Source organism: Streptomyces sp. NPDC025793 (genome assembly GCF_055558375.1).
On sequence record NZ_JBVHMR010000015.1, the window covers coordinates 226799 to 241764 of the forward strand.

The 14966-nt window shown below is 74.2% G+C and carries 13 protein-coding genes and 1 pseudogene; 3 read left to right on the forward strand and 11 right to left on the reverse strand.

The window, feature by feature from the left end; all coding sequences use genetic code 11:
- The first annotated feature begins 56 nt into the window (after positions 1–56).
- The gene (locus ACZ4MF_RS27400; RefSeq protein WP_376289117.1) at positions 57–1703 is read left to right on the forward strand and encodes a PucR family transcriptional regulator; all 1647 of its coding nucleotides are present in this window, start codon (positions 57–59) and stop codon (positions 1701–1703) included.
- A 10-nt stretch (positions 1704–1713) separates the two neighbouring features.
- Here ACZ4MF_RS27400 and ACZ4MF_RS27405 read toward each other — a convergent pair whose 3' ends face one another.
- The 6 genes and pseudogenes from ACZ4MF_RS27405 to ACZ4MF_RS27430 form a co-directional block, all read right to left on the reverse strand.
- Positions 1714–2850, reverse strand: a complete 1137-nt coding sequence (locus ACZ4MF_RS27405; RefSeq protein WP_467494550.1) for a glycosyltransferase family 4 protein — start codon at positions 2848–2850, stop codon at positions 1714–1716.
- A 292-nt stretch (positions 2851–3142) separates the two neighbouring features.
- Positions 3143–3887: pseudogene (locus ACZ4MF_RS27410) on the reverse strand (hypothetical protein).
- 26 nt (positions 3888–3913) lie between these two features.
- The gene (gene recN / locus ACZ4MF_RS27415; protein ID WP_467494551.1) at positions 3914–5656 is read right to left on the reverse strand and encodes a DNA repair protein RecN; all 1743 of its coding nucleotides are present in this window, start codon (positions 5654–5656) and stop codon (positions 3914–3916) included.
- A 39-nt stretch (positions 5657–5695) separates the two neighbouring features.
- The gene (locus ACZ4MF_RS27420) at positions 5696–6613 is read right to left on the reverse strand and encodes an NAD kinase (protein WP_071382332.1); all 918 of its coding nucleotides are present in this window, start codon (positions 6611–6613) and stop codon (positions 5696–5698) included.
- Complete coding sequence (locus ACZ4MF_RS27425; RefSeq protein WP_467494552.1) at positions 6610–7425, reverse strand: TlyA family RNA methyltransferase; 816 nt, start codon at positions 7423–7425, stop codon at positions 6610–6612. The genes ACZ4MF_RS27420 and ACZ4MF_RS27425 overlap by 4 nt, the downstream gene beginning before the upstream one ends.
- 34 nt (positions 7426–7459) lie before the next feature.
- Entirely contained in the window at positions 7460–7738 is a 279-nt protein-coding gene (locus ACZ4MF_RS27430; RefSeq protein ID WP_467494553.1) for a hypothetical protein, read from the reverse strand.
- A gap of 42 nt (positions 7739–7780) precedes the next feature.
- On the opposite strand from ACZ4MF_RS27430, the gene ACZ4MF_RS27435 reads away from it, so the two are divergent.
- Entirely contained in the window at positions 7781–8128 is a 348-nt protein-coding gene (locus tag ACZ4MF_RS27435; RefSeq protein WP_467494554.1) for an SCP2 sterol-binding domain-containing protein, read from the forward strand.
- A gap of 6 nt (positions 8129–8134) precedes the next feature.
- Here ACZ4MF_RS27435 and ACZ4MF_RS27440 read toward each other — a convergent pair whose 3' ends face one another.
- From ACZ4MF_RS27440 to ACZ4MF_RS27455, 4 genes are all read right to left on the reverse strand, one after another.
- On the reverse strand, positions 8135–8938 hold the full coding sequence (locus ACZ4MF_RS27440) for an ABC transporter ATP-binding protein (protein WP_467494555.1): 804 nt from the start codon (positions 8936–8938) through the stop codon (positions 8135–8137).
- Positions 8939–9196: 258 nt separating this feature from the next.
- A complete protein-coding gene (locus tag ACZ4MF_RS27445) occupies positions 9197–10243 on the reverse strand; it encodes a FecCD family ABC transporter permease (protein WP_467494556.1) in 1047 nt (348 codons plus the stop codon).
- Positions 10240–11283, reverse strand: coding sequence for a FecCD family ABC transporter permease (locus ACZ4MF_RS27450; RefSeq protein WP_467494557.1), 1044 nt, complete (start codon positions 11281–11283; stop codon positions 10240–10242). Before ACZ4MF_RS27450 ends, ACZ4MF_RS27445 begins: the two co-directional genes overlap by 4 nt.
- Before the next feature lie 48 nt (positions 11284–11331).
- Positions 11332–12360 (reverse strand): HAD-IIA family hydrolase, encoded by a 1029-nt coding sequence (locus ACZ4MF_RS27455; RefSeq protein ID WP_467494558.1) that lies wholly within the window; start codon positions 12358–12360, stop codon positions 11332–11334.
- A gap of 73 nt (positions 12361–12433) precedes the next feature.
- On the opposite strand from ACZ4MF_RS27455, the gene ACZ4MF_RS27460 reads away from it, so the two are divergent.
- Positions 12434–13717, forward strand: coding sequence for a DUF1015 domain-containing protein (locus tag ACZ4MF_RS27460; protein ID WP_467494559.1), 1284 nt, complete (start codon positions 12434–12436; stop codon positions 13715–13717).
- A gap of 139 nt (positions 13718–13856) precedes the next feature.
- On the opposite strand, the gene ACZ4MF_RS27465 is transcribed toward ACZ4MF_RS27460, so the two are convergent.
- Positions 13857–14630 (reverse strand): tetratricopeptide repeat protein, encoded by a 774-nt coding sequence (locus ACZ4MF_RS27465; protein ID WP_467494567.1) that lies wholly within the window; start codon positions 14628–14630, stop codon positions 13857–13859.
- Between the last annotated feature and the right edge of the window lie 336 nt (positions 14631–14966).

Genomic DNA, 14966 nt, shown 5'->3' on the forward strand with positions numbered 1-14966 from the left:
CCCGAAGCCGTCCCGAAGCTGTCCCGAAGGGCGTTCGCGCAGGTAGCGTCCGCTGCATGGACAGCCGCACCGACCACCGACTCGACACCCAGGGCGCCGGGATCACCGTGCAGCGGGCCCTGGAGCTGCCCGGCCTGCGCAGCGGACTGCCCGAGATCCTGGCGGGTGCCGACCGGCTGGGGCGCCCGGTGCGCTGGGTGCACGCGGGCGAGGTGCCGAACATCGCCTCGCTGCTCAAGGGCGGCGAGCTGCTCCTCACCACCGGCTACGGCCTCGGCACCCGCCCCGCCGAGCAGCGGGCGTTCGTGCGCACCCTCGCCGAGCGCGGGATCGCCGCCCTGGTGGTGGAGCTGGGCCCGCGCTTCACCCGGCTGCCCGCCGCACTGGTGGACACCGCGCGGACCGCCGGGCTGCCGCTGGTCCAGCTGCACCGCGAGGTGCCGTTCGTGACGGTGACCGAGGAGATCCACACCGAGATCGTCAACGGCCACTACGCGCTGCTCCAGCGGGCCGAGGAGGTGCACCGGCGCTGTACCGAGGCGCTGCTCGGCGGTGGCGGGGTGCCGCAGGTGCTGGGCATCCTGGCCGGCTTCGGCGGCAACCCGGTGTTTCTGGAGACGCCCGACGGCCGGCTGCTGTACGCCGCCGGGGAGGGCCCCGAGGGCGCGGATCCGCTCCAGGTGTGGGAGGGGCTGCGCGGCCCGCACAAGGACGCGCCGCCGCCCGCCGGTTCGGTGCTGGTGGACGTGCCCGGCGGCGGACCGGGGACGGCGGGTTCCGTCCGCGCCCGCCTGGTGCTGCTGCCGGTGTGCTCGCCGCTGGCTCCGGTGCATCGGATGGCCGCCGAGCGGGCCGCGGGCATCCTGGCCGTGGTGCTGATGCAGGCCCGGCAGGAGGAGGAGCTGGCGGCGCGCGGCCGCGGTGACTTCCTCACCGATCTCGCCGAGGGCCGGATCTCGGCGCAGGACGCTCCGGCACAGGCCCGGGTGCTCGGCTTCAAGCCCGGCGAGAGCCCGCTGCTGCCCGTGGTGATGCGGATCGGCGACTCCCTTTCCCCGGGCGGGGGTTGGGCGGTGCTGGCGCGGGCGGTGTCCGAGGAGCTGGCGGCGGTGGGGGTGCCGGTGCTGCTGGGGGTGCGGCCGGTGGAGGGCCGGGTGCTGGTGCTGCTGGGCCTGCGCGCGGAGCCGGAGCGGGCCGCGGTCGCGGACCGGGTGGCGGCGGCCCTCAGGGCGGGGGTGGAGCGGGCCGGGATGCGGCGGCCGGGCTCGCCGCCGCCGGTCGTGGTCGTCGCCGCGGCGGGCGGCTGGGCGGCCGCCTCGGCGGGACTGCGGCACGCGGCGGAGACGGCGACGGCCGCGCAGGGTCTGACCGACCGGCCCTGGTACGACGCCCGGCGCCTGGACATCGACCTGCTGCTGTGGCGGCTGCGCGACCACCCGGACCTCGCCGCGTTCGTGGACCGCGCGATCGGCCCGCTGCGCGAGCACGACCGCCGCTCCAGGCCGCCGCTGCTGCCGACCCTGGAGACGTATCTGGCGCACGCCGGCCGCAAGGCGGAGACGGCCCGCGAACTGCATCTGAACCGGCAGACCCTCTACAACCGCCTCGCCCGCATCGGGGAGTTGCTGGGCACCGACCTCGACGACCCGCAGACGGTACTGGCGTTGAGCCTCGCGCTACGGGCACGCCGCCACGTGCCCTAGAGGGCCCCGCTCAGGCCAGCGGCCGGGGCTGCGTCAACTCGTCGTAGACGCTGAGCACTTGGGCGACCGTCTCGTCCTCGGTCGGCCAGCCGGCGGTCTGCCGCACCCCCGCCTCGCGCAGCTCCTGGCAGCGCTCGGGGTCATCGAGGAGGCGTACGACGGTGTCGGCGAGCGCCTCCGCATCGCCGTAGGGGACGAGGGCGGCCGCGTCGCCGACGAGGTCGGGGATGCCGCCGACCCGGGTCGCGACGAGGGGCACGCGCGCGTACAACGCCTCCTGGGCGAGGACCGAGCGCGACTCCCAACTGCTCGTCAGGAGCGTCAGATCGGCGGCGGCGAGCAGTTCGGGCACGTCCTCGCGGCGGCCGATGAGCCGCACGGGCAGCTCCTCGTCCTCGATCCGGCGCGCCAAGTGCGGGCGCAGCGGCCCCTCCCCCGCGATCACGACCAGCGGGGTGGGGTCCAGGTCCCGCCAGGCGCGGGCGGCGTCGAGCAGGACGTCGTAGCCGCGGTGGCGGTCGAGGGAGCCGACGGCGATGAGCAACGGGCCCGATCCGGCGCCGAGTTCGGCGCGGATCTTGGCCCGCAGCCGGTCGGGGTCGTCGCGGTCGACGGGCGTGCGCTGTCCGGGCAGGCCGACGGCGGCCAGCCGGGCGTCCCGCGCCCCGGTCCGCCGGGCCCGCTCCACCAGGTCGGAGCTGGTGCCGAGGACCACGGTCGCGGTGCGGACCACGCGCCGCTCCAGCACCTTCAGCAGTTGGGATCGCGGCCCTTCCGCGCGGGCCCGGTCGTGCCAGGTGACCACGAGCGGGGTGCGCCGGCCGCTGAGCGCGAGCACGGTCCGGAAGGAGGCGTGCAGTCCGTGTGCGTGCACCAGGTCGGCGCCCGAGCAGGCCGCCCGGAGCGCGGCCACGGAGACGGGGTCGCTGCTGCGCGGCACGTGCACGTGCTCGGCACCGGCGCTGGTGAAGTCGTAGGCGCGGTCGGCCTCGACGGGGGCGCACACGGTGACCCGCACGCCCCGTGCCACGAGCCCCGCGGCCAGGGAGCGCACATGGGCGCTGCTGCCGGCGTTGCCTCCGCCCAGCACCTGCACGGTGCGCAGCGTCGACTGACCGTGCGGCGCGTTGCTGCTCAGGGGGCTCACGTGGCCGAGGCTCCTGGTTCGACGTGGGCGGTCACGAGGAAACGTACAGAAAGTAGCGGGCGCAAGGGAGCGGAAGGACATACCCCGCGCGCCTCCCGCGCGGGCCCGTCCGGGCCGCCGCCCGCCCCCGTTCTCCGCCAAGCATGCCAGGGCGTAGGGCCGTTGCGGGAAACCCGGGCGGGCGCACGCTGCCGCGGGCCGGGGCAATGCGCCGGCGCACGTCACCCACACGGGTGAAGGAATGCCTGGCGCGGGCGAACGACGCGCGCCCCCGTCCGCCGAGGTCAGACGGTCACAGCGAGCGCACCGCGGCGGTCACCCGATCGCCGTACGCCGCAGCGGCCACGACCGCGATGGCGTGCGCGAGCAGTCCCGCGCGCCGGTTGCCCGCCGCGATGGCCGCCCCCAGCGTGGCACCGAGGGCGTGCGCCCCCCGTGTCACCGAGCATCGCGCGCTCCCCCAGGTCCTCCGGGAGCACGGCAGCGGCCGCGCCCATCGCGGCGGCCGACAACTCGGCGCCGGACCCGGTGCGCAGCAGCCCGGGCGCGCCGAGCGCGAGCACCGCGCCCGCGGCCCGCCCGGGCCGTACGTCGACGAGATTGACGAAGTGCGCCGTACCGGCGATCACGATCCCGGCGAGCAGCTTGTCCAGCGCCCGCTCCTTCAGCAGTGCGCCGGCGGCCGGCCCGGCGGCCGAGATCCCGAACAGCTTCACGGCCCCGCTGGTGACCTCGCCGTTCCGCAGCGCGCCGAGATGCGCGCGGAAGCCGCGCCGGGTGTCCCCGGAGAGGTGGGCGGCGACATCGTCGTAGGCCCCGCAGGCTCCGGCGGCCAGTACGGCGGCCCCGGCGGCCGGGTGCACACGGGCGGCGGCGAGCGCCGTACCGACGGCCGAGGCGGGCCCGGCGTACAGCTCGACGGTCCGCCCGGCGTGGTTCTTCCGCTCCCAACGCGCGCGCGTGCCCGGCACGCCCAGGCGCAGGGCGGCCGTGCCGGCGCGGGTGACGGCGGCGGCGAGCGCGCAGGAGCCCGCCAGGGCGGTGAGGGTGCCCGTCCGGCCGCTCACGCGTCCGCCCGGGCCGTCGCCAGCAGTTCCTCGGCGTGGGCGCGGGCCGTCTCGGAGTCCTCCTGGCCGGCCAGCATCCGGGACAGCTCCCGGACCCGCTCCTCGCCCTCCAGGACCTTCACGCCGGACCGGGTGACGGAGCCGTCGTTGGTCTTCTCGACCAGCAACTGCCGGTCGGCGAAGGCGGCGACCTGGGGCAGGTGGGTGACCACGACGACCTGCGCGCTCTTCGCCAGCTTCGCCAGGCGCCGCCCGATCTCGACCGCGGCCTTGCCGCCGACACCGGCGTCGACCTCGTCGAAGAGGTACGTCGGCACGGGGTCGGTGCCCGCGAAGACGACCTCGACGGCGAGCATCACCCGGGACAGCTCACCGCCGGAGGCGCCCTTGGCGATGGGCCGCGGCGGGGCGCCGGGGTGCGGGGCGAGCAGCAGCTCGACCTCGTCCGCGCCCGAGGGGCCGCAGGCGACCGTGCGCCCGCCGACCTCGACGCCCTCCGGGTCCTCGGTCTGCCGGATGTCGAAGGACACGCGCGCGTGGGGCATCGCCAGCGAGGCCAGCTCGGCGGTCACGGCGGCGGCGAACCGCGCGGCGGCCTCCGTGCGCGCGTCCGTCAACGCCTGTGCGAGGCCGCCCAGTTCGGTGCGGAGCGCGTCCCGCTCCGCGGTCAGCTCCCCGATCCGCTCGTCGTCGCCGTCCAGCTCGGTCAGCCGGGCGGCGCTGCGCTCGGCCCACGCCAGCACGGCGTTGACGTCGTCGCCGTACTTGCGCGTCAACGCGGTCAGCGCGGCCCTGCGCTCCTCCACCGCCGCCAGCCGCAGCGGATCGGCGTCGAGGTCGTCGGCGTACCCGGCCAGTTCGCCGGCGACGTCGCCGAGCAGGATCCCGATCTCCCCGATCCGGCCGGCCAGCGCGGCCAGCGCCGCGTCGTGGGACCGGACGGCCTCCAGGGCCCGGTGGGCGCCCGCCACGAGCGTCGACGCGTCGATCCCCTCGGGGTCCTCGGGGTTGCCCGCGAGAGCGGCGTGCGCGGCCGTCGCGGCGGACGACAGCGCCTCGGCGTGCCCCAGCCGCTCGGCCTCCTCGGCCAGTTCGACGTCCTCCCCGGCCCGCGGTTCGACCCCGGCGATCTCGTCGAGGCCGTAGCGCAGCATGTCGGCCTCCTGCGCCCGCTCACGCGCGCGCGTGGTGATCTCCTCCAGCTCGGCGGAGACCGCCCGCAGCCGCCGGTAGGCCTCGGCGTACTTCGCCAGCGGCACGGCGACGGCGTCGCCCGCGTACCGGTCCAGGGCCTGCCGCTGCCGGGTCAGTTTCAGCAGGCCCTGCTGGTCGGTCTGCCCGTGCACGGCCACCAGGTCGTCGGCCAGGTCGGCGAGCAGCCCGACGGGCACGCTGCGGCCGCCCACGTGCGCGCGTGAGCGGCCCTCGGCGGAGACGGTACGGCTGATCAGGAGCGCGCCGTCGTCCAGCTCGGCACCGGCCTCCTCGGCGCGTACGACGACGGGCGCGCCCGCGGGGACGGTGATCCGCCCCTCCACGACCGCCTTCCCGGCGCCGATCCGCACGAGCGCCGGATCCGCCCGGCCACCGAGCAGCAGCCCCAGGCTGGTGACCACCATGGTCTTGCCCGCACCCGTCTCACCGGTGACCGCGGTGAACCCCGGCGACAACTCGACGACGGCATCGTCGATGACCCCGAGCGACCGTATCCGCATCTCCTCCAACACGGAACAGACCATACGAGGTCCGGGGCGGGGAGTGCACACAGGCCGCCCCTCTCACTCCGTCGAGTGGTGCGGAGCCCCTCGCCATCCCGTGGTCGGCAGCGCGAACTTCGCGACCAACCGGTCCGTGAACGACGAATGGTGCAACCGGGCCAGCCGCACCGGCACCGCCCCCCGCCGCACCTCCACCCGCGCCCCGGGCGGCAGCTCGACGGTCCGCCGCCCGTCGCACCACAGCACACCCGGCGGGATGTGCGGCAGCACCTCCACCGCGAGCACGGAGTCCGGCGAGGTCACGAGCGGCTTGGCGAACAGCGCGTGCGCGCTGATCGGCACCATCAGCAGCGCCTCCACCTCGGGCCACACCACGGGCCCGCCGGCCGAGAAGGCGTACGCGGTGGATCCGGTCGGGGTCGACAGCACGACACCGTCGCACCCGAACCCCGTCACCGGACGCCCGTCGATCTCCAGCACGACTTCCAGCAGCTTCTCGGCGCCGGCCTTCTGCACGGCCGCCTCGTTCAGCGCCCAGTCGGTGTGCACGATGTCCCCGTTGCGGTGCACGACGACGTCGACGGTCATCCGCTCCTCGACCTCGTACGACCGCGCCACCACCCGGTCGACCACCCGGTCGAGGTCGTCCCGCTCGGCCTCCGCGAGGAATCCCACCCGCCCGAGGTTGACGCCGAGCATCGGCACGCCGGACGCGCGGGCGAACTCGGCGCCCCGCAGCAGTGTGCCGTCACCGCCGAGGACGATCAGCAGCTCGCATCCGTCGAGGCAGTCCGGTGTCGCCTCCTTGACCAGCTCCACCTCTTCGGGGAGCGGCAGGTCGCACGCCTCCTCCTCCAGCACCCGCACCCCGATGTCATGCCGGAGCAGGCCCTTGACGACGAGTTCCGCACTGCGGATCGCCGCGGGCCGCCCGGTGTGGGCGAGCAGGAAAACAGTACGCGCCAGGTTCTGTGTCAACGCGGCCCCTCCGCCACTGCACGGTCGACGTCGGCCGGGTCCAGGCGGGGGGCGCCGGACCGCAGCCAGAGAAAGTACTCGACGTTGCCCGAGGGGCCGGGCAGCGGACTCGCGGTGACACCACGCACCCCGAGCCCCAGCTCCCAGGCCTTCTCGGCCACCCCGCGCACGGCCTCCGCCCGCAGCTGCGGACTCCGTACGACACCCCCGCTGCCGAGCCGTTCCTTCCCCACTTCGAACTGCGGCTTGACCATCATCACCAGGTCGGCGTCCGGCTTCACACACCGCTTGAGGGCCGGCAGCACCAGCCCGAGCGGGATGAAGGACAGATCGCCCACAACAAGATCCACAGCTTCCCCATCGATCGCGTCGAGCGTCAACTCCCTTACGTTCGTACGGTCCTTGACGGTGACCCGTTCATCGTTCCGGAGAGACCAGGCGAGCTGTCCGTAGCCGACGTCCACGGCGACGACGTGCGCGGCGCCCGCGCGCAGCAGCACGTCGGTGAAGCCGCCGGTGGACGCGCCGGCGTCCAGCGCTCGCCGGCCCTCGACGACGAGCCCCAGCGGCACGAAGGCGGCCAGCGCGCCCGCGAGCTTGTGGCCGCCCCGGGAGACGTAGTCGGGGTCGCTGTCGTCGCTCTGCACGACGATCGCCGCGGCCGTCTCCACCTGCGTGGCCGGCTTGGTCGCCACGGCCTTGCCGACGGTGACCCGCCCGGCGATGATCAGCTGGCTGGCGTGCTCGCGCGAGCGCGCGAGCTTCCGGCGGACCAGCTCCGCGTCCAGACGACGGCGTGCGACTCCTGCCACGTTCGGTTCAGCTCCTGCTTTTGTCTGCTTTTGTCTACGGCCGTGGGGGCGCCTGAGGTCCCGGGCGGGCGTCGAGCGCGGTGAGCGCGTCGCGCAACCCCCGATGTACATCCTCGTACACCTCGACGTGTCCGTCGGTGGCGAGGTGGTCGGTGTCGGCGAGCCGGTCGAGCTGGGCGTCGACCTCGGCGTTGCCGGTGGGGGTGCGCGGGACGTTCAGCGGGGCGGGCGCGGCGGGGTCGTACTCCTGCGCCGCGTCCTCCGCCTCCGGCGTGTCCGCCGGGATCTCCGTCTGCGGAACCGAGTCGTTCATGCCCCGACGCTACCCCGAACCGCTGGTATACCGTCGGGGGCGATGGCCACGATCGAGGCGTGCCGCGCCGCACTGGAAAAGCTTTCGGACAACATGCAGGGCGCCGAAGGCGACGTCCGGGCGGCCGCCGCCCTGGACCGCTCGGTGAGCTGCCACGTCACGGACCTGGACGTCACCTTCACCGGCCGGCTGACCGGCGGCCGGATCGAGGTGGACGACACCCACCCCGGTCCGCCGCGGGAGAAGGCGCAGATCAGGCTCGCCATGGCCGGGGACGACCTGGTGGACCTGGTGGGCGGCGAGCTGAACTTCGCGAGCGCGTGGGGCACCGGCCGGGTGCGGCTGGAGGCGAGCCTGCTGGACCTGTTCCGGCTCAGAAAGCTGCTGTGACCGTCCTCAGGACGCCGCCGCGGCCCTGGTCTTGCGCGCGGCCGGCACCACCAGCGGGGTCCCGGTCTCGGGGTCGTCGATGACCTGGCAGCGCAGCCCGAAGACCTCCTCGACCAGTTCGGCCGTGACGATGTCGTTCGGGGCACCCTCGGCGACGACGGTGCCGCCGCGCAGCGCGATCAGATGGGTGGCGTAGCGGGCCGCGTGGTTGAGGTCGTGCAGGACGGCGACGAGGGTGCGGCCCTGGGTCTCGTGCAGCTCGGCGCACAGGTCGAGGACGTCGATCTGGTGCTGGATGTCGAGGTAGGTGGTCGGCTCGTCCAGGAGCAGCAGCGGGGTCTGCTGGGCCAGCGCCATGGCGATCCACACCCGCTGGCGCTGCCCGCCGGAGAGCTCGTCGACGTACCGGTCGGCGAGCTCCACGACCCCGGTCTGCCGCATGGCCTCCCGCACGACCCGCTCGTCCTCCGTCGACCACTGGCGCAGCAGCCCCTGGTGCGGGTAGCGGCCGCGGCCGACGAGGTCGGCGACGGTGATGCCGTCGGGCGCGATGGACGACTGCGGCAGCAGGCCGAGGGCGCGGGCCACCTTCTTCGCCGGCATCGACTGGATGACCTGCCCGTCGAGCAGCACCCGGCCCGCACTGGGCTTGAGCATCCGCGACAGCGCCCGCAGCAGCGTCGACTTGCCGCACGCGTTCGGGCCGACGATCACCGTGAAGGAGTTGTCGGGGATCTCCACCGACAACTGCTCGGTGATGACACGCTGTTCGTAGGCAAGGGTGACGTTCTCGGCGGACAGGCGGTTCACAGTGCTCCTAGGGGGTGTCGTTTGGATCATGCCGGCGTCGCGACGCCTGGCACGCGCATCTGCGGCGTTGTCGTCGGTCGCCGACTCCCCCACGCTCGGCTTCGCTCGCGCGGGAGGGGCCCCCACGCGTCGACCGACTCCCTCCTCCGCCTTCCAGCTGCACGCACCAGTCCCCGCTCGGGTCGGCCGGCAGGCGCCGTTCCTCACGGCCGGCCTGATCCGAACGACACCCCCTAGAGGTATTCGTGTGCGTGCCGCTCATATCCGGCCCGCCCTGCGCTCGGTGACCAGCAGCCAGAGCAGATAGCCGCCGCCGAGGACGCCGGTGACCACGCCGACGGGCAGCTGGTCGGCGCCGAAGGCGCGCTGCGAGGTCCAGTCGGCGGCGACCAGCAGGGCGGCGCCCATGCAGAGGGAGGGCACGAGGTTCGGGCCCGGCGAGCGGGTCAGGCGCCGGGCGAGCTGCGGCGCGGTGAGCGCGACGAAGGCGACGGGTCCGGCGGCGGCCGTGGCGGCGGCGGTGAGCAGCACGCTGGAGACCATCAGCACCAGCCGGACGCGCTGCACGCGCACCCCGAGGGCGCCCGCGACGTCGTCGCCCATCTCCATCATCCGCAGGCCGCGCGCGTTCGCGAGCACGACCGGGACGAGGACGGCGCACAGGGCGAGCAGCGGCCAGACCTGGTCCCAGTCACGGCCGTTGAGGGAGCCGGTCATCCACACGACCGCGCGGGCCGCGTCGACGATGTCGGCCTTGGTGAGCAGATAGCCGTTGATCGCGGTGGCGACGGCGGAGATTCCGATACCGACCAGGACCAGCCGGTATCCGTGCACGCCCTGCTTCCAGGAGAGCAGATAGATGGCGCATCCGGTCGCCAGACCGCCGATCAGCGCGCCGAGGGTGACCTGGGTGGCGGTGCCGGACATCAGCACGATGACGACCAGCGCGCCGGCCGTGGAGCCCTGCGACAGACCGAGGACGTCGGGGCTGCCGAGGGGGTTGCGGGAGACGGACTGGAAGAGGGCGCCGCCGAGGCCGAGCGAGGCACCGACCAGCAGGCCGACCAGGACCCGCGGCAGCCGCAACTCGCCCACGATGAAGTCCTGATAGGCGGTGCCGTTCCCGGCGAGGGTCCTCAGCACGTCGGCCGCCGGGATCTTCGCGTCGCCGGTGCCGATCAGCAGCACGCCCGCGGCACCGGCGGCCACCAGCAGGATGACGACGACGAGCACGGCCCGCACGTCCAGGCGCAGGGAGAGCCCGCCGGGCGTGCGCAGGGCCCGGTTCACGGTGGGGGTCTTCACAGCTGGGCCGTCCTCCGCCGTCGTACGAGAAAGATGAAGACCGGGCCGCCGATGATCGCGGTGACGATGCCGACCTGGAGTTCCGAGGGGCGGGCCACGACCCGGCCGATCACGTCGGCGCCGAGCAGCAGCACGGGCGACAGGACCGTGGCGTACGGCAGGATCCAGCGCAGGTCGGGGCCGGTGAAGGAGCGCACGACGTGCGGCACCATCAGGCCGACGAACACGATCGGACCGCAGGCGGCGGTCGCGGCACCGCACAGCACGGTGGCGGCCAGCATGGCGAGCGCACGGGTGCGGCCCAGGTGGGCGCCGAGGGCACGGGCGGTGTCGTCGCCCATGGCCACGGCGTTCAGCGGCCGGGCCAGCCCGAGCGCCAGCAGCGTGCCGGCCGCGAGGAACGGCAGCACCTGCACGATGGTCGTGTTCGTGGCCGAGGCCAGCGAACCCACCGTCCAGAAGCGCATCTTGCCCAGCGCCGCGTCGTCCGTGATCATCACGGCCTGGAGATAGCCGTAGAGGGCCGCGCTGACGGCCGTACCGGCGAGGGCCAGGCGGACCGGGGTGGCGCCGCGGCTGCCGCCGAGGAACCACACCAGCGCGCCGACCGCCGCGGCGCCGAGGAAGGCGAACCACACATAGCCGGTGAGGCTGGTGACTCCGAGACAGGTGATGGCGGTGACGACGGCCGCGGAGGCACCCGCGTTGATCCCGAGCAGCCCGGGATCGGCCAGCGGATTGCGGGTGAGCGCCTGGAGCACGGCACCGGACAGACCGAGCGCGGCCCCGGCGAGCAGCCCGAGCACCGTGCGCGAGATGCGCTCGTCCACGACGACATCGCCGTACGTGCCCGTGTCGTGGAACAGGCCGTGCCAGACCTGGTCCGGCGACAGTGCTTTCGCCCCGATCGCGATGCTCGCCAGAGCGACGAGCACCAGGACCACGACGGAGAGCAGGAGCCCAAGGGCCCGTACCGCCTTGCGACTTGGGGGCGCGGGGGCGGTCTCCGCGCGCTGTTCCGGAGGACTGTCGACCAACACGAGGTTAGGTTAGCCTACCCTCGCCCCGATCTCGATCCCCGGGGCCCCTCACAGTCCGAGCCGCGCCAGCGCCTTCCCGCCGTCCAGCTCGCAGGAGCCCTCCCCGGCCGCCGTCCAGGCCGCCGCGCACAGCGCCCGCAGCCCGTCCAGCGCCTCGCCGTCGCCCTCCAGCTCCAGCCGGTCCGACCCGGCCGCCGCCGTCCAGCCGCCGCAGCGGAAACCCTCGCCCGCCGCCGTGACCTCCGGCTGACCGGTGAGCAGCCCGCGCAGATCGGCGTCCACGTACGTCGGCCGGTGCTGCGGCGGCGCGGACAGCAGCAGGGTCCCGTCGGTGACACCGGTCAGCACCAGCAGCGAGTCCACCCCGCCGTTGAACGCACCCTCGATGTCCGTGTCCAGCCGGTCCCCGACCACCAGCGGCCGCCGCGCACCGGTACGGATGATCGTCTCCTTGTGCATCGGCGGCAGCGGCTTGCCCGCCACCTGCGGCTCCTTGCCCGTCGCGATCCGCACGACCTCCACCGCCGCCCCGTTGCCCGGCGCGATGCCCCGCCCGCTCGGGATCGTCAGGTCCGTGTTGGACGCGAACCACGGCACCCCACGCGCCACCGCGTACGACGCCTCCGCGAACCGCCCCCAGGTCAGCTCCGGCCCGCCGAAGCCCTGCACCACCGCCGCCGGATCGTCGTCCGCCGACTCCACCGGGGTCAGCCCCCGCTCGCGCAGCGCCACCCGCAGCCCCTCACCGCCGACGACCAGCACCCGCGCCCCCGCCGGCACCTGCTCGCTGATCAGCCGTGCCACGGCCTGCGCGGACGTGATGACGTCGTCCGCCCCCGTCGGTATGCCCAGCTCCGTGAGGTGCTCCGCCACCGCGTCCGGCGTGCGCAGCGCGTTGTTCGTGACGTACGCCAGATGCATCCCGCCCGTCCGCGCCACCGCCAGCGAGTCGACGGCGTGCGCGATCGCGTTCCCGCCCGCGTACACCACCCCGTCCAGATCGAGCAGCGCCGTGTCGTACGCCTCGCTCAGGGGCTGCCCACTGCCCTCGGGCCTCGTCCTGACCGCCTGGCTCATTCCACATCGCTCCTCGTTCGATCGCCTTTCCCCCGATCATCCCGCACGCCACTGACACACGTACGATGCCGGGATGAATACCGCAGGTCACTCGGAAGCGAAGGCGCGCCGAGGCCTGGAACTCACGCCGTTCCGAGGCCTTCGCTACGACCCCGAACGGGTCGGCAGCCTCGCCTCCGTCACGTCCCCGCCGTACGACGTCGTCGTCCGGCCCGACGGGGTACACCACCTCCAGTCCGCCGACCCGCACAACATCGTCCGGCTCATCCTGCCCGAGGCCGGCACCCCGAGCGCCCGCACCGAACAGGCGGCAGACACCCTGCGCCGCTGGCTCACCGAGGGCATCCTCACCACGGATCCGGAACCCGGCCTGTACGTCTACGAGCAGAGAGACGGCGACGGCCTGCTCCAGCGCGGTGTCATCGGCGCGCTGCGGATCTCGGAGCCGTCCGAGGGCGTGGTGCTGCCGCACGAGGACGTCATGCCGCCCGTCGTCGCCGACCGGGCGGACCTGATGCGCGCCACGCGCGCGAACCTGGAACCGCTGCTGCTGACCTACCGCGGCAACGGCACGACCGCCGAGGTCATCGAGCGCACGGCGCAGCGGCCCCCACTGCTCTCCACGACCACCGAGGACGGCTTCCACCACCGCCTGTGGTCGCTCACCGACCCCGCCGAGCTGACCCTGGTACAGGACGACCTCGCCCGGCACCAGGCCCTGATCGCCGACGGCCACCACCGCTGGGCCACCTACCGGCTGCTCCGCGCGGAGCAGCCCTCCCCCAGCGCCTGGGACTACGGCCTGGTCCTCCTCGTCGACACCGCCCGCTACCCGCTGCGCGTGCGCGCCATCCACCGCCTGCTGCACGGCCTGCCGGTCGCGGACGCGCTGGCCGCCGTGGAAGGCCTGTTCCGGGTACGGCACCTCGACGCCCCGCTGGCCGAGGCCCTGGACGTGCTCGCGGACGCGACCTGCACGGGCAACGCCTTCCTGCTGGCCGGCGACGGTGCCTTCCACCTGCTCGACCACCCGGACCCGGACCTGCTGGCCCGCACGATCCCGGCCGACCGCCCGGCCGCCTGGCGCTCCCTGGACGCCACCGTCCTGCACGCCACGCTCCTCGACCACGTCTGGCGCATCCCCGAGGACTCCCCCGCCCACATCGCCTACATCCACGACACGGCCGCGACGGTCGCCAAGGCGGAACGCGACGGCGGTACGGCCGTCCTGATGCACCCCGTCCGCGAGGAGGTCGTACGCGACCTGGCCCGCCAGGGCGTCACCATGCCGCGCAAGTCGACGTCCTTCGGCCCGAAACCGGCGACGGGGCTGGTGCTGCGGGCCCTGGAGACCTGAGCCGGCAGCACGTCCGAGGACGACCGCCGAGGACGACCACAACACGAAAGAGGGCAGACCCCCGCCGGGGGACCTGCCCTCTTTTCAGTGACGGACGTCGGTCAACGGACGTCGGTCAACGGACGTCGGTCAACGGACGTCAGTCCTTGTCAGCGGCCTCGTCGGTGACCTCGTCGCCGTCCTCGCCGTGGTTCTCCCCGGGCTCCGAGGCCTTCGCGGCCTCGCCGTCGCTCTCGTCGAGGGCGTCGACGAACTCCACGCCGTCCAGCTCGGCGAGCCGGTCCGAGGCGTCCGTGCTGCCGTCCCGGTCGGCCTCGACGGCCTTGGCGAACCACTCACGCGCCTCGCCGTCCCGGCCGGCGGCCAGCAGGGCGTCGGCGTAGGCGTAGCGCAGCCGGGCGGTCCACACCTGCACGGAGTTGGAGGCCAGCTCGGGGCTCTGGAGGGTCACGATGGCCGCGTCCAGCTGGCCCATGTCACGCCGGGCACCGGCCGCAACCAGGCGCATCTCGACCTGACCGGCCTTGTCCAGCTTGTGCACCTCGGGAGCACCGGCCATGTCCAGCGCCTTCTCCGGCCGCCCGAGCCCACGCTCGCAGTCGGCCATCACCGGCCACAGCTCCACGGTGCCGGTCATCCGTCGGGCAGCCCGGAACTCGGCCAGCGCCTCGCTGTACTTCTGGTTCGCGTACGCGGCGAACCCGGCGGCCTCGCGCACGGCGGCCACACGGGACGCCAGGCGCAGGGCCACCCTGGAGTAGCCGTAGGCGCCCTCGGGGTCCTCGTCGATGAGGCGGGCGACCATCACCAGGTTCCTGGCGACGTCCTCGGCGAGCGTCTTGGGCAGGCTCTGGAGCTCCTGCCGGACGTCCTTGTCGATCTCGTCACCGGTGACGTCCTCCGGGATGGGCAGCCGCTTGATCGGCTCCCGGTCCCGCTCCCGCTCGTCACGGAAGCGGCCACCGCCGCGGCTGTCGTCGCGGCGGCCGTAGCCGCCCCGGTCGTCACGGCGGTCATCACGACGATCGTCACGGCGGAAGCCACCGGGCCGACCACCGCGGTCGTCCCGACGGGGCCCACGGGCACCACGGTCGTCCCGCCCCCGGAACCCGCCGCGCTCACCGCGGTTGTCGTCACGCCGGCCGTAACCGCCGCGGTCGTCGCCGCGCCGGTCGTCACGGCGGTCGTCGCGGCGCCCGTAGCCACCGCGGTCGTCGTCACGGCGGAAGGCCGGACGGTCGCCGCCACG

Excerpts from the sequence above, each read along its gene's own strand:
- ACZ4MF_RS27430 (WP_467494553.1), bottom strand. The coding sequence starts at position 7,738 with ATGAACGACTCGGTTCCGCAGACGGAGATCCCGGCGGACACGCCGGAG.
- ACZ4MF_RS27400 (WP_376289117.1), top strand. The coding sequence starts at position 57 with ATGGACAGCCGCACCGACCACCGACTCGACACCCAGGGCGCCGGGATC.
- ACZ4MF_RS27455 (WP_467494558.1), bottom strand. The coding sequence starts at position 12,360 with ATGAGCCAGGCGGTCAGGACGAGGCCCGAGGGCAGTGGGCAGCCCCTG.
- ACZ4MF_RS27460 (WP_467494559.1), top strand. The coding sequence starts at position 12,434 with ATGAATACCGCAGGTCACTCGGAAGCGAAGGCGCGCCGAGGCCTGGAA.
- ACZ4MF_RS27435 (WP_467494554.1), top strand. The coding sequence starts at position 7,781 with ATGGCCACGATCGAGGCGTGCCGCGCCGCACTGGAAAAGCTTTCGGAC.
- recN (WP_467494551.1), bottom strand. The coding sequence starts at position 5,656 with ATGGTCTGTTCCGTGTTGGAGGAGATGCGGATACGGTCGCTCGGGGTC.